The organism is Rhodovulum sp. ES.010, assembly GCF_900142935.1.
Classification (GTDB): domain Bacteria; phylum Pseudomonadota; class Alphaproteobacteria; order Rhodobacterales; family Rhodobacteraceae; genus Rhodovulum.
The window spans coordinates 3,259,958-3,272,268 of the sequence record NZ_FSRS01000001.1 but is presented as its reverse complement, the minus strand read 5'-3'; the positions used below and the strand labels follow the sequence as shown (position 1 = coordinate 3,272,268).

The following is a 12,311-nucleotide window of genomic DNA, read 5'->3' as shown; positions in this document are numbered from 1 at the left end:
CGATCGCCCGCGGCCCGCTCCTGGTCGCGGTCCTCGCGCTGGCAGCCTGCCAGCAAAGCAGCGGGTTGAGTCCCGGCTTCCGCGGACCGCCCCCGCCGCCCGGCACGCCCGAGGTCACCGAGGCCGTCGACGGGCTGGTGGTGGGCCACCGGCTGATGGCCGCAGGCGAATACGAACTCGCCCTCAAGGCATATTACCGCGGCGCCGCGGAAAGCGGGCTGACGGCCGACGCGCTTTCGGCGATCGGTTCGGCGAACCTGCGGCTCGGACGCCTTGGCCAGGCCGAGACCCAGTTGCGCCGCGCCCTGGAACAGGACGAACGCTTCGTCCCGGCCTGGAACAATCTCGGCGTCGTGCTGATGGAAACCGGCGAGGTCGGCGAGGCGCGGCGCGTATTCGAGACCGCCTTCGCGCTCGATAGTGGCCGTTCGGACGAAATCCGCGAAAATCTGCGTGTGGCTATCGCGAGAACCGGGAATTTTGTCTATGATGAAGATAATGATAATGCCTTCGAATTGGTGAGGCGCGGCAGCGACAGGTACCTTCTGCTCGCCACGCCATGAGGACAGAGCAGCGAAGGACGCAAACAAATGCGCCATTCCATTCTTGTTCCGATATGCCTTGTCGGGGCGCTTGCCCTGTCGGGGTGTGGGCAGTCGGGTGAAGCCGAGGTCGAGCGCGCCGTTCAGGACGTGATCTCGAGCGACGAAAGCAGCCTCAACGCAATCATGATGACGGCGGCCGACCCCGACGAGGCGATCGCCTATTTCCGCCGCAACCTCGAGGAGCAGCCCGACAAGATCGCGTTCCAGCGCGGGCTGGCCAAGTCGCTGGTGCGCGGCCAGCACAACACCGAAGCGGCCGCCGCCTGGGCCCGTGTGGTCAAACATCCCGAGGCGACCGACGAAGACCGCGTGAACCATGCCGACGCGCTGGTCCGGGTCGGGAAATGGGATGAGGCCGAGGCCGTCCTCGACGCCATTCCCCCCACCTTCGAGACCTACAAGCGGTACCGGCTCGAGGCGATGATCGCCGACAGCAACGAGGAATGGGGAAAGGCCGACAGTTTTTACGAGACGGCGGCCGGGCTGACCACCCGACCCTCGGGCGTGTTCAACAACTGGGGCTACTCCAAGCTGACTCGGGGCGACTATCCCGGGGCCGAGCGGCTGTTCATCGACGCGATCACCTACGACCCGTCGCTATTTACCGCCAAGAACAATCTCGTGCTCGCCCGCGGCGCCCAGCGCAACTACGACCTGCCGGTCATCGAGATGACCCCGACAGAGCGCGCGCAACTCTACCACACGCTCGCGCTGACCGCGATCAAGCAGGGCGATATCAGCATCGGCAAGGGGCTCTTGCAGGACGCAATCGACACCCATCCGCAGCATTTCGACGCCGCGGTGCGGGCTCTCAAGGCGCTCGAAGGTCGAAGCTGAGGGGCGCGGCGCCCCTCCGCCGTCACGCCCGTTCCTTACGCCCGCCCAATTCGCGACGCAGGCTTTCGCCCAAGGACTTGAGCACCGGGGTGTCCGAGTGAGTGCAACCGTTGTTTTCGAAGGGCCCGTCATGTCGGGGCGACGTCTCACGCGTATGGTCTGGGGCCTTTTCCTCGCCGGCCTTGGGGCACTCGCCGGACTAACCGTCCTCCTTGGCCACCCGCTCGGCGCCGGGGCGTTCCTTCCCTTCGTGCTGCCGGTCGCGCTTTGGGTCGCTTGGAGCGACATGAAGTACATGAAGATCCCGAACAAGGCGGTGATGACACTGATCGCCGTCTTCGCCGTGGCCGGATTGTTCGCGCTCACGCCCGAGATCTGGGCCTGGCGCTGGCTCCATTTCGGCGCGGTGCTGGTGATCGGCTTCGGGATGAGCACGATCGGCATGGTCGGCGCGGGCGACGCCAAGTTCGCGGCGGCCATGGCCCCGTTCATCGCCGCGGCCGATGCCGGGCGTTTCCTGCTCCTCTTCTCGGTGGTCGTCATCGCAGCCTTCGTCACCCACCGCCTGATCCGGCGCGTCCCGACCGTGCGCCGCGCCCTGCCCGATTGGGAGTCCTGGGAGCGCCGCGATTTTCCGATGGGTCTCGCGCTCGCCGGGGCGCTGCTTTTCTACCTCGTGCTCTCACTCATTGGCAGCACCGCACCTGGCCGGGTGTAACTGACCGGCCCGCCGGCGTCAGGTCCGGCCAATCCCACCGCCGAAACCGCGCCCGCCTTGCGTCAACGCAGACGCCGCACGCGCTCCGCCGCCGCATGAGGACCACGCGCCCGATTGTCCCAAAACCCCCGGCCTGTTGCCCAAGAAATGCCCCAGAAACCGGTAAGTCTCGGGCACAGATCGCAACAGTTTCAGGGCAAGCCCATGAATATGCACACTTCCCCGGTGATCGCACCGCCGGCCCCCCGAACGCTGGGCGAGATGCGCCTGCCCATGGTGATGATGCGCGATATCCTGCTCAAGACGATCTTTCGCAAGAATGTCGACACGGTCACCGAAATTGCCAAGGCGATCTGCCTGCCCGTGCCCGTCACTCAGGAGCTCGTCGACCTTGCGCGCAGCCAGAAACTCGTCGAGGCTACCGGCACGCTCCATGCAGGGGCGGGCAACGAAATGGGGTTCCAACTGACCGACTCGGGCAAGGCCCGCGCGCTGGATGCCCTGAGCCAGTCCGAGTATTACGGGGCGATGCCGGTCCCGCTCGAGGTCTATTCCGAGCAGGTCAAGCGCCAGTCGATCCGCAACATCCAGATCACCCGCGAGCAGCTGACCGGCGCGATGGGCCACCTGATCCTGCCCAACGAGCTTCTGGACCATCTCGGCCCGGCGGTCAGCGCTGGCCGCTCGATCCTGATGTACGGCCCCCCCGGCAATGGTAAATCGTCGATCTCGAACGGCATCCGCGATGCCTTGGGCGACAAGATCTACATCCCCCGCGCCATCGAGTATTCCGGCCAGGTCATAACCGTCTACGACCCGATCGTGCATTCCGCGGCCGAGGAAATCGTCGACGATCCGACCTCGCTGCGCCGCACCTCGGGCCGGTTCGACACCCGATACGTGCTGTGCGAGCGGCCCACGGTGATCACCGGTGGCGAATTGTCACTGTCGATGCTCGACCTCGTCTACAACCCGACCGCGCGCACCTACCAGGCGCCCTTGCAGCTGAAATCGACCGGGGGCATCTTCATCGTCGACGACCTTGGCCGCCAGGAGGAACCGCCGCAGTCGCTGGTCAACCGCTGGATCGTGCCGCTGGAGGAATCCAAGGACATCCTCGCCCTGCAATCGGGCGAGAAATTCGAGGTGCCCTTCGACACGCTGGTGATCTTCTCGACCAACTTCCACCCCAACGAAATCTTCGACCGCGCCGCGCTGCGCCGGATCTTCTTCAAGATCAAGATCGACGGCCCCTGCCAGGAGGATTTCCTGAAGATCTTCGCCCTGGTGGCGCGCAAGAAGAAGATGCCCATCGACGAGGAGACGCTGATCTACCTGCTGAAGGAGAAGTACTCGACCATCGACAACGAATACGCGAACTACCAGCCGGTCTTCCTCATCGACCAGATGATCTCGGTCTGCGAGTTCGAAGGCATCCCCTACCAAATGAACCCCGACCTGATTGACCGCGCCTGGGCCAACATGTTCGTGCGCGAAGAGCAAATCGTGCACTGACATTCTGAAAGATTCGCCCCGGCATATGGCTCGCCACGGGCACCGGCCGGGTTCTTGGAATGACGGCGCATCGCCTCTGCTGCAAGGCCGGAACCGGCGCGCCAGTTCTGGCTACAATTGGGCACAGGCGACAGGTACCGCGGCGCAAGACCCAGGCCCGTTGCGTTCAGCCGTCCCAAGGGCGCACCCGCATACTGACCGCCCATCGGGCCAGGGCCGCGCTCCATTCCGTCGGTTACTCGCGACTGAAGCAGGCCAACGCCTCGGCATGGCGGCGCGCCTCGGCTCTGTCCCCGCGCGCAATGGCCGCGCCGACCGCCAGCCGGCGAAACTGAAAGTGGTCGCGCCCGATCGCGTCTTTCGCAAGTAGCGCCTCTCCCTCGGCCAAACATGCCTGCTGGGCCTCGCCGGGACCTAGCGCCAGAGAACCGATCACACAGGGTCCGATGAACCGTTCGGCGCCAAGCTGCCGCATGTCATCGACAACCCGATAGTGCCCCTGCAGGAAGGGTCGAGGAGCGCTGGTCGATGCGCCCCGTCCCGTCCTCGGCAAAAACGCTTCCCCCTTCGATCAACACCTCGGAGGCGGCGTCGAAGATCCGTCCGATACCGGGCACATGACCGCCGAGGCCATCGCGGATCCCGGCATCCACCGCGCACTGGGCGCTGTAGCCGACGAGTCCGCTGTGCCGCGCGCTGGTCGCCATGGCGCGGGCATCCGGATCGGTCAGCGAAATCTGCCCGTCGGGCGCGTCGGCCAAGGCCTTGTCCATTGCCTTCAGGCGCTTGATCTCCTGGCGGACACGCCCGTAGCGACGAGCGAGTTGTGCCACCTTCCCGGTCCGTGCCTCGTCTTCTTCCTGGCGGTCGATCCGGACCATCTCGTCGATGCATCGCTCGACATCGGCTTCGAGGTGGACCAACCGGCTTGCGGTCTTGCCCTTGGTGAAGTTGCGGTCGCGATTGTTCACCGCCTTGAACTTGCTCCCGTCGATCGCGACGCAGTCACCTTTGAGAGTGCCGATCCGGCGGCAGAGCTCGACGAACTGCGCACAGGTTCGTCGGATGGTGGGGCCATTGTCGCGGCGTAAATCCGCGAGCCCTCGGGGATCAACCGTATCTACCGGCTTTACCGCGAGGAAGGGCTGACCGTCCGCAAGCGGCGCGCGCGGCGCAAGGCCATCGGCACCCGCGCCCCGATCCTGGTCGAGGCGCGCGCAAATGCCCGTTGGTCACTGGATTTCGTCCATGACCAGTTCGCGTGCGGGCGGCGGTTCCGGGTGCTGAACATCGTCGATGACGTCACGCGCGAATGCCTCGCCGCGATCCCGGACACGTCGATCTCCGGCCGGCGCGTCGCGCGGGAGCTGACGGCGCTGATCGAACGTCGCGGCAAGCCGGGAATGATCGTGTCGGACAACGGGACGGAACTGACCTCGAACGCGATCCTGAAGTGGTGCGCCGAGAACCGGATCGAATGGCACTACATCGCGCCGGGCAAGCCGATGCAGAATGGCTTTGTCGAGAGCTTCAACGGCCGGATGCGGGACGAGTTCTTGAACGAGACGCTGTTTCGTAACCTCGCCCATGCCCGCGACCTGATCGCCGCCTGGGTCGCCGACTACAACACCGAGCGCCCCCATTCGGCCTTGGGCTATCAGACCCCGGCTGACTACGCGCAGACCCTGACCACCGCAATCGCCCGACCCGCTGCGCGAGATGAGAGCTCCGCGCGTCGGGCGATTGCTCAACCCGCGCCATTTGGCGTAAACACCAACCGGGCTCCGGTCGCGGCTGGATGAAAGATCAGTGGCAGGTCAATAGCCCCGATGGACCTTGCCCTCGTTCAAACGGCTTGCCCCTTCCATCGACGCGGCCATCTGTTCGAACAGCGTGACACGCGCACCGTGGCGAGCCAAGAAGAGCGCGCTGCACGTGCCCATGGTTTCACCCCCAGAACGGCTATCCGGCGGGGTGGACCGGTCATGCCGGGCGCCGCGTTGCGCGGGAGGCAAGGCCCGGTTCGGCGCCATACGGTCGGAATTGTAGGGCGTGTCGCAAAACACCACGAGCGACGGCGCCTGCCGAGATAGGTCTGTCGCGCCCAGACCGGCGACATCACCATCAGCGTGGGTTGCGCCGCGTTCAGCGTCACTCTGTGATCCTCCCCGTCGAGAATCATGTCGACCCGAATCTCGCCGCTCGACCGCAGCAGGAGTTGGACGCCCTCGGTATGTCCGTGCTTGTCCCGCTCCGTCCCCGTAGGCGCTTTGACCAGGAAGCTGCGCACCGGCGAGAATCCGAGCGCCCAGAGGTCCCCCCGGCGGTCCGAGTGACGGGAAAGGTCGGGCGTGTAAGCCCGGCCGCCGAAACAGGTGTGTCCCCGCATGGCGACGCATCTCAATGACACTTGCCGACCATAGCTCGGGACACTACTGCCGCCGCCGGGCAACTTGCCAACCTTTTGCCTCGGTCGGGCAGGATCTGCAATGGAGACCGAGCGTCTTCGGGCGCGGGCTATCGCCCACCGGTCTCGCACCACTCGCCGGGGCCACGCTGCCGGCCAATTCGGCTATTGCCGCAGGCGCGCACCACCTGCACGAGCGCACCCGGCCGGGCCTGGCGCAAGGCCTTCAACCGGATAGACATTCGAAAGGCGGGCATATCGGCCGCGCGGGGGGGGGGCGGCCCCTGCTGCATGTTCCCGTTGTGCCGGAGCGCCGGTGCCAGACACGAAACGGAGCGGGTCGCTGGAGAGACTACACCGACGGCAGCGCGGAGGCCGCGGCCTCCGCGAACAGAACGGAGTCGGCCACGGTCCGCCTGGCCCCTTTCCGCGCGTCGCCGAGGATGATCGCCTCTGGCCGCTGCGCGGACCGGCCGTGCGCATCGGTGGGACACCAGCCGGACACGTCGACCAGCCCCGCATCCCGGGCGATCCCGCCGGCACCTTGAAGGCCCACGAAATTCACGACATCGGCGCGCACGCAGCCCGCCGTGGTTTCCAGATGCCCCCGCGACGCATCCACCCTCAAGACCGTGCCGCCGTTCGCCGCCGTCCGCCAGCCGGCGGCGATGCGCAGCCGCCGTTCGGCGATCTCTCGCTCGAAGCGTTCGGCCAGCTCCGTCGTGGCGGAACCATCGAGGATCGTCAGGCGGCTCTCGGGCCGCATCGCATTCAGGGTGCCGGCAAGTCGCACGGCACGGGCAAGCGCGGCGCCCGGATGGCTGCACACCCGAGGCAGCCGCAGGACGACATGGCCTGCCGCTGGCAGCGCGCCAAGGCGGGCGGCCAGGCGGCGCGCTTCGCGGGTGCTGCCCCAAGCCGCGGGCCAAAGATGGCGCGCCACGGGATCGAGCCCGGGAATATCCTCCTCCATCGCGGCGGTTCCGGGGGCAAGGATCAGCCGGTCGAAGGCTATCGCGCGTCCGCTAAACAGACGCACGCGCCCGTTTGCCCAGTCGAGTCCCGTGACATCGTCGAGCAGGACCTCGACCCCGGCGCGGCGCAGGGCGCCCAGGTCCGGTCCGGGCCCGGGCCGGTCGAACGGCGCCGCGACGGCGCGTCCGAGCCGGCGGGGATCACGCTCGACAAGGACGACCGGGTTGTCCGGGTGGACCTGCCGCAACGCCAAAGCGGCGGCGGCGCCGGCCGGTCCCCCACCCACGATGACGGCCTGGGCACGCGCCCGGGACCCCGTTGCGGCCAGGCCGCAGGCGCTGACCGCGGCGGTCCCGGCGGCAAGGTATTCGACGAAGCGACGGCGGTTGATCTTGCGCATCTTCATGTCTCCAGGGCGTTGGGCCGGGCGTCTTGCGGGCTCACTTCTTCTCCAGCAGTTCGGCATCGGGATGGATTGGGCGGTAGATCTCGACCCGGTCGCCTTCCTTCACAGGCTTGTCGAGCTTGGCGAGCGACCCGAAGATGCCGACCCTGTTGGTGTCGAGGTCGATTTCCGGAAACTGCTCCAGCAGGCCCGAGCTTTCGATCACGTCGCGCACGGTAGACCCTTCGGGCATGTCGAGGTTCTTCCAGACCTGCGTAGTTGCCTTGGCGAAGGCGGCGCTGACGATCATGGCTGGTCTCCGGCGTCGTTTGTCTGGGTCAGCACGCCTGCGGCGGTGAACACCCTTTCTCGCCTCTCGCGGACGGCGCCTTGCCCCTCGTCGCGGCTGCGGCTTTCGACAATGGCTTTCAGGGCCAGCAGGAAGCCCAGCACGATGAACCCTCCGGGCGGCAGGATCATCAGCAGGAAGCCCCGGTAGTCGGGAATCACCGTGAGTTCGAGAAAGCCGAAGCAGTCGCCCAGCAGGAGAGAGGCGTTGGCAAACAGCGTGCCCGAGCCGATCACCTCGCGCACGGCGCCGAGAAGCACCAGGGCGAACGTGAAGCCCAGCCCCATCATCAGCCCGTCAAACGCGGCGGCCAAAGCATGCTGGCGGGAGGCATAGGATTCGGCCCGCCCAAGGATCGCGCAGTTGGTCACGATCAGCGGGATGAACAGGCCCAGTACCTTGTGCAGATCGTGCAGCCAAGCGTTCATGATCATGTCGACCATCGTGACCAGGCAGGCGATCAGCAGCACGAAGGCGGGAATCCGGATCTCGGGCGTGATGACATTGCGCAAGAGCGACACCGCCAGCCCCGCGCCCACCATCACCGCGGTCGAGGCCAGCCCCATGCCCAGCCCGTTCGTGGCCGTGCCGGTGACCGCCAGGAGCGGGCAAAGCGCCAGAAGCTGGCCGAAGACCACATTATTGTCCCAGATCCCGTTGCGGGCGATGGTGCCGTAGTTCGTCGCCATCAGCTGGCCTCCGTCTCGGGCGTGGGGGTCAAAAGCGCGCCGCGGTGGCGCGCGAAGAAGGACAGGCCGCGATGCACCGTGGCGACTACGGCCCGGGGGGTGATCGTGGCGCCCGAGAACTGGTCGAAGACACCGCCGTCCTTCTTAACCTTCCAGTCCCCGGGGCGCGGATCGGTCAGCGATCGGCCCGCGAAGCCCCCGATCCAGTCGTCCTTGGCTATCTCGATCTTGTCGCCGAGACCGGGGGTCTCGGTATGGGACAGCACCCGCACCCCCAGCAACGCACCGTCGGGCGCGACGCCCATCAGCACCCGGATCGCGCCGGAATAGCCCTGGCCCGTCAGCACGAAGGCCACGCCCGTCACCGCGCCGCCCTTCGTGCCGATATAGACCGGGACGGCGCCCTCGCTCTCGTCCTCGACGGTGCGCCTGTCGGCGGTCAGGTCGTTTTCATGCCCTGCGGGCGGGATCACTTGCGCGAGCGAGGCGGACAGGTCTTCGCCGGCGCGCTCGGCAATGGGGCCGCGGGTGAGTTCGTCGGAGGTGGACAGGACCAGCGCCGTGGCGAACGCGAGCAGCCCCAGCAGCATGCCATGCCAGCCCGGCGAGCGGCGCAGCGCATCAAGGCGGGAAACCGGGCCGGACGGCGTGGTGCCGGTCATGGCTTTTCTCCCAGTTCGAGCGGCTTGCCCGCGCGGGTGCGCCCGAAGATGCGCGGCCGGACATATTCGTCGATCAGCGGGGTGCAGGCATTCATGAGGAGCACGGCGAAGGCGACGCCCTCGGGGAAGGCGCCCCAGCTTCGGATGACGAAGATCAGCGCGCCGATGCCGATGCCATAGAGCATCTTGCCCGTGCCGGTCACCGGCGAGGTCACGTAATCCGTGGCGATGAAGAAGGCGCAGAACATCACCGAGCCCGAGGCCAGGTGCCAGTGCGGCGGCAGAAACTGGTCGGGGGCGATCACCCAGGCGGCGCCCGCGCACAGATAGAGCGCACCCAGGACGCTGAGCGGAATCACGACGGTGATGATCCGCAGCAGGATCAGGCATATCCCGCCGAGCAGCAGCAGAAGCGCGCTGGTTTCGCCCATGGACCCCGGCACCAAACCGTAAATCTGATCCCGGAAACCACCGGCTTCGGCAAGGATCGCCTCCATCGCGCGGCCCGCGTCGAGCTCGCTTTGGACCTGGCCGAGGATCGACGCGCTGCTGACGGTGTCGACCGAGGCGCCCGCGCCGAAGGTGACCTGCAAAGACTGCACAAGGCCGGGGCCATCGGCGAGGCCCACCGGGGCGACCCAGGTCGTCATGTGCACCGGCAGCGCCACCAGAAGCATGGCGCGTGCGACCATGGCCGGGTTGAAGAGGTTCTGGCCCAGCCCTCCAAAGACATGCTTGCCCAGAACGATGGCAATGCCCGCGCCGACCATGCCTACCCACCACGGCGCCCAGGGCGGCAGGGTCAGCGCCAGGATCCAGCCGGTCAGCACCGCCGAGCCGTCGGTCGCGAAGCGCAGGATCGGCTTGCCCGCCAGCGCAAGGCACAGGACCTCGAACAGAAGCGCCGACACTATCGTCACCAAGAACAAGAACACTGCAGGCCAGCCGAATTGGTAGAGGCCGAAAACCGTCGCGGGGGCAAGGCACGCCATCAAGGCGATCATCGTACGCGAGACGTTGAACCGGGAATGGGTGTGCGGGCCGCTGACCAGGACGGGCGTTTTCATTTCACGGCCTCCCCGGTACCGGACGCGGCCTCGGCCTCGCGTTTCTTCTTGGCGGCCATCTCCGCCTTGCGCTTGGCCATGGCGGCGCGCTTGGCCTCGGCGATGGCCTCCAACCGCGCGGTGCGCGCCTCGGCCAGGCGCTTGGCCTGCTCCTGCTGGTGCTTTCGACTATCCTCTTCGGCCAGCTTGCCGCGGGCGTACTGGATCGTCTGGACCAGCGGCTTGTTCGACGGGCAGGTGAACGAGCAGCAGCCGCAGGCGATACAGTCCAGCAGCCCGACCCGCGCTGAGCCCTCCAGATCGCCCGCCTTGATCCGAGCGTTGAGCTCGAACGGGGTCAGCCCCATGGGGCAGACCTGCACGCAGAGCCCGCAGCGGATGCATGGCATGGCCTCGGTGTCGCGGCTCTCGGCCCCTGTCAGGGCGAGCACGCCGTTGGTGCCCTTCACGACCGGCACCCGCGGGTTCTGGATCGGCACCCCCATCATCGGCCCACCCAGGAGCAGCCGCTCGGGCTCTTCCACCAGCCCGCCGCAATGGGCCAGCAACTCGTTGACCGGCGTGCCGATCAGGGCGCGGACATTGGCCGGCCGCCCGACGCCGCGACCAGAAACGGTGACCACGCGCGAGATCGAGGGCTCGCCATAGCGCACGGCCAGGTGCACCGCGTGCGCGGTCGCCACGTTGTGCACGACGACGCCCATTTCCGCGGTCAGGGCGCGCGCCGGGGTTTCCTTGCCGGTCAGCGTCTTCACCAGGTGCTTTTCAGAGCCCATCGGGTACTGGGTGGGCACCATCTTGATCTGCAGGGCGTAGCCCGGCACATGCTTGTGGCGGCCCATCGCCTCGATCGCCATGGGCTTGTTCGTCTCGATGGCCACGATGATCCGTTGAACGCCAAGCGCCCGCGCCATGATGCCCGCGCCGTCGGCGATCTCTTCGGCACGCTCACGCATCAGACGGTCGTCGCAGGTCAGGTAGGGCTCGCATTCGGCCGCGTTGATGACCAGGGTGTGCAGGTCGTACTTGGCGCGCAGGTTAAGCTTGACCGCGGACGGAAAGGTCGCGCCGCCCATGCCGACGATCCCGGCCTCGGCGACCCGCGCGGCGATCGCCTCGGGTTCGGCGGTCTCGACGTGCATCCGGGGCAGGCGTGGCCCCCATTCGTCCGCGCCATCGGGGCGAATCGTGACCGTGGGAACCGGAAGGCCGGAAGGATGCGGGGCAGTGAAATGGCCAACCGCGATGACCCGCCCCGAGGTCGGCGCATGGATGTTGGCCGAGACCGGACCGCGGGCCTTGCCGATCGGCTGCCCCTTGAGCACGTGATCCCCCCGCGCCACCAGCGGTTCGGCCTCCACGCCGATATGCTGCTGCAGCGGCACACGGACCAGCGCCGGCAGCGGCATGTCCTCGATCGCGCACTCCGCGGTCAGGAACTTGCGCGTCTCGGGGTGAACCCCGCCCTTGAAGGCAAACAGCTTTGCCGGGTCGAAGCGTCCGGCGAAGGGAAAGATGCTCATGCGGATAGCCTCGCGTCGCCGTCATCGCGGTCCGGGTCGGGCCGGTCCCAGTACCAGTTGCGCAGGGTCCGGGGCTTGGGGCGGTGGATGATCGCCTCGGTCGGGCAGACCTCGATGCAGGCATCGCAGCCGATACAGGCATCGGTGATCACCGTGTGGATCTGCTTCGAAGCGCCGACGATGGCGTCGGTCGGGCAGCGTTTGAAACACTTGGTGCAGCCGGTGCAGTGATCCTCGAAGACAAAGGCCACCATCGGTTCGGCGGCGGCCATCGCACGCGGATCGGCCCCGCCGCCGCTGTCGGGCCCTAGGATGTCGCCCAGCGCCAGGGCCAGTTCGCGCCCGCCGGGCGGACACAAGGTGAGCGGGGCGGTGCCGGCGGCCAGCGCCTCGGCCCCGGCGCTGCAGCCGGGATAGCCGCACTGGCCGCAATTCGTCCCCGGCAGTAGCGCCTCGATCTCGTCCACGATGGGCGGCATCTCGACATGGAACTTGCGGGCGGCCAGCCCCAGCGTCAGACCCAGCCCAAGGCCAAGAGCGGTCATCGAGACAATGGCAGACAACACGCGTCGACCTCCT

The 12,311-nt window shown here is 67.1% G+C and carries 13 protein-coding genes and 3 pseudogenes; 5 read left to right on the top strand and 11 right to left on the bottom strand.

Translation table 11 applies throughout. The features are described 5' to 3' along the window. Positions 1 to 2: 2 nt before the first annotated feature. From BUR28_RS16155 to BUR28_RS16140, 4 genes are all read left to right on the top strand, one after another. The gene (locus BUR28_RS16155; protein ID WP_074221695.1) at positions 3 to 563 is read left to right on the top strand and encodes a tetratricopeptide repeat protein; all 561 of its coding nucleotides are present in this window, start codon (positions 3 to 5) and stop codon (positions 561 to 563) included. A 27-nt stretch (positions 564 to 590) separates the two neighbouring features. Then, positions 591 to 1,442, top strand: coding sequence for a tetratricopeptide repeat protein (locus BUR28_RS16150; protein WP_074221063.1), 852 nt, complete (start codon positions 591 to 593; stop codon positions 1,440 to 1,442). 154 nt (positions 1,443 to 1,596) lie between these two features. Continuing rightward, on the top strand, positions 1,597 to 2,160 hold the full coding sequence (locus BUR28_RS16145; RefSeq protein WP_074221062.1) for an A24 family peptidase: 564 nt from the start codon (positions 1,597 to 1,599) through the stop codon (positions 2,158 to 2,160). 204 nt (positions 2,161 to 2,364) lie between these two features. Continuing rightward, positions 2,365 to 3,675, top strand: coding sequence for a P-loop NTPase family protein (locus tag BUR28_RS16140; RefSeq protein ID WP_074221061.1), 1,311 nt, complete (start codon positions 2,365 to 2,367; stop codon positions 3,673 to 3,675). A 235-nt stretch (positions 3,676 to 3,910) separates the two neighbouring features. Here the strand turns inward: BUR28_RS16140 and BUR28_RS20190 are convergent, their stop codons facing one another. After that, positions 3,911 to 4,150 carry a hypothetical protein gene (locus tag BUR28_RS20190; RefSeq protein WP_074221060.1) on the bottom strand — a complete coding sequence of 80 codons (240 nt, stop codon included), beginning with the start codon at positions 4,148 to 4,150 and terminating at the stop codon, positions 3,911 to 3,913. Positions 4,151 to 4,322: 172 nt separating this feature from the next. After that, positions 4,323 to 4,769, bottom strand: a pseudogene (locus BUR28_RS19595) (IS5/IS1182 family transposase); the annotation flags it as partial. 3 nt (positions 4,770 to 4,772) lie between these two features. Between BUR28_RS19595 and BUR28_RS16125 the strand changes: the two are divergent. Continuing rightward, positions 4,773 to 5,477: pseudogene (locus BUR28_RS16125) on the top strand (IS3 family transposase); the annotation flags it as partial. A 15-nt stretch (positions 5,478 to 5,492) separates the two neighbouring features. Here BUR28_RS16125 and BUR28_RS20635 read toward each other — a convergent pair. From BUR28_RS20635 to BUR28_RS16090, 9 genes and pseudogenes are all read right to left on the bottom strand, one after another. Next, on the bottom strand, positions 5,493 to 5,618 hold the full coding sequence (locus BUR28_RS20635) for an FAD-dependent oxidoreductase (RefSeq protein ID WP_254813762.1): 126 nt from the start codon (positions 5,616 to 5,618) through the stop codon (positions 5,493 to 5,495). 155 nt (positions 5,619 to 5,773) lie between these two features. Next, positions 5,774 to 6,064: pseudogene (locus BUR28_RS20835) on the bottom strand (WxcM-like domain-containing protein); the annotation flags it as partial. A 370-nt stretch (positions 6,065 to 6,434) separates the two neighbouring features. Continuing rightward, positions 6,435 to 7,457 (bottom strand): FAD-dependent oxidoreductase, encoded by a 1,023-nt coding sequence (locus BUR28_RS16120; RefSeq protein WP_074221694.1) that lies wholly within the window; start codon positions 7,455 to 7,457, stop codon positions 6,435 to 6,437. A gap of 40 nt (positions 7,458 to 7,497) precedes the next feature. Then, positions 7,498 to 7,752, bottom strand: a complete 255-nt coding sequence (locus tag BUR28_RS16115) for an RnfH family protein (protein WP_074221058.1) — start codon at positions 7,750 to 7,752, stop codon at positions 7,498 to 7,500. Then, positions 7,749 to 8,480 carry an electron transport complex subunit E gene (locus tag BUR28_RS16110; protein ID WP_074221057.1) on the bottom strand — a complete coding sequence of 244 codons (732 nt, stop codon included), beginning with the start codon at positions 8,478 to 8,480 and terminating at the stop codon, positions 7,749 to 7,751. The genes BUR28_RS16115 and BUR28_RS16110 overlap by 4 nt, the downstream gene beginning before the upstream one ends. Then, positions 8,480 to 9,142, bottom strand: coding sequence for an electron transport complex subunit RsxG (rsxG, locus tag BUR28_RS16105; protein ID WP_074221056.1), 663 nt, complete (start codon positions 9,140 to 9,142; stop codon positions 8,480 to 8,482). Before rsxG ends, BUR28_RS16110 begins: the two co-directional genes overlap by 1 nt. Then, positions 9,139 to 10,209: an RnfABCDGE type electron transport complex subunit D gene (locus BUR28_RS16100; protein ID WP_074221055.1), complete on the bottom strand. Its 1,071-nt coding sequence runs from the start codon at positions 10,207 to 10,209 to the stop codon at positions 9,139 to 9,141. Before BUR28_RS16100 ends, rsxG begins: the two co-directional genes overlap by 4 nt. After that, entirely contained in the window at positions 10,206 to 11,732 is a 1,527-nt protein-coding gene (gene rsxC, locus BUR28_RS16095) for an electron transport complex subunit RsxC (protein WP_074221054.1), read from the bottom strand. Before rsxC ends, BUR28_RS16100 begins: the two co-directional genes overlap by 4 nt. After that, positions 11,729 to 12,298: an RnfABCDGE type electron transport complex subunit B gene (locus tag BUR28_RS16090; protein WP_074221053.1), complete on the bottom strand. Its 570-nt coding sequence runs from the start codon at positions 12,296 to 12,298 to the stop codon at positions 11,729 to 11,731. Before BUR28_RS16090 ends, rsxC begins: the two co-directional genes overlap by 4 nt. Positions 12,299 to 12,311: the final 13 nt, after the last annotated feature.

Bases quoted from the DNA above. Each gene is read 5' to 3' on its own strand.
- BUR28_RS16150 (WP_074221063.1), top strand. From the start codon at position 591: ATGCGCCATTCCATTCTTGTTCCGATATGCCTTGTCGGGGCGCTTGCC.
- BUR28_RS16145 (WP_074221062.1), top strand. From the start codon at position 1,597: ATGGTCTGGGGCCTTTTCCTCGCCGGCCTTGGGGCACTCGCCGGACTA.
- BUR28_RS16140 (WP_074221061.1), top strand. From the start codon at position 2,365: ATGAATATGCACACTTCCCCGGTGATCGCACCGCCGGCCCCCCGAACG.
- BUR28_RS20190 (WP_074221060.1), bottom strand. From the start codon at position 4,150: ATGCGGCAGCTTGGCGCCGAACGGTTCATCGGACCCTGTGTGATCGGT.
- BUR28_RS20635 (WP_254813762.1), bottom strand. From the start codon at position 5,618: ATGGGCACGTGCAGCGCGCTCTTCTTGGCTCGCCACGGTGCGCGTGTC.
- BUR28_RS16120 (WP_074221694.1), bottom strand. From the start codon at position 7,457: ATGCGCAAGATCAACCGCCGTCGCTTCGTCGAATACCTTGCCGCCGGG.
- BUR28_RS16115 (WP_074221058.1), bottom strand. From the start codon at position 7,752: ATGATCGTCAGCGCCGCCTTCGCCAAGGCAACTACGCAGGTCTGGAAG.
- BUR28_RS16110 (WP_074221057.1), bottom strand. From the start codon at position 8,480: ATGGCGACGAACTACGGCACCATCGCCCGCAACGGGATCTGGGACAAT.
- rsxG (WP_074221056.1), bottom strand. From the start codon at position 9,142: ATGACCGGCACCACGCCGTCCGGCCCGGTTTCCCGCCTTGATGCGCTG.
- BUR28_RS16100 (WP_074221055.1), bottom strand. From the start codon at position 10,209: ATGAAAACGCCCGTCCTGGTCAGCGGCCCGCACACCCATTCCCGGTTC.
- rsxC (WP_074221054.1), bottom strand. From the start codon at position 11,732: ATGAGCATCTTTCCCTTCGCCGGACGCTTCGACCCGGCAAAGCTGTTT.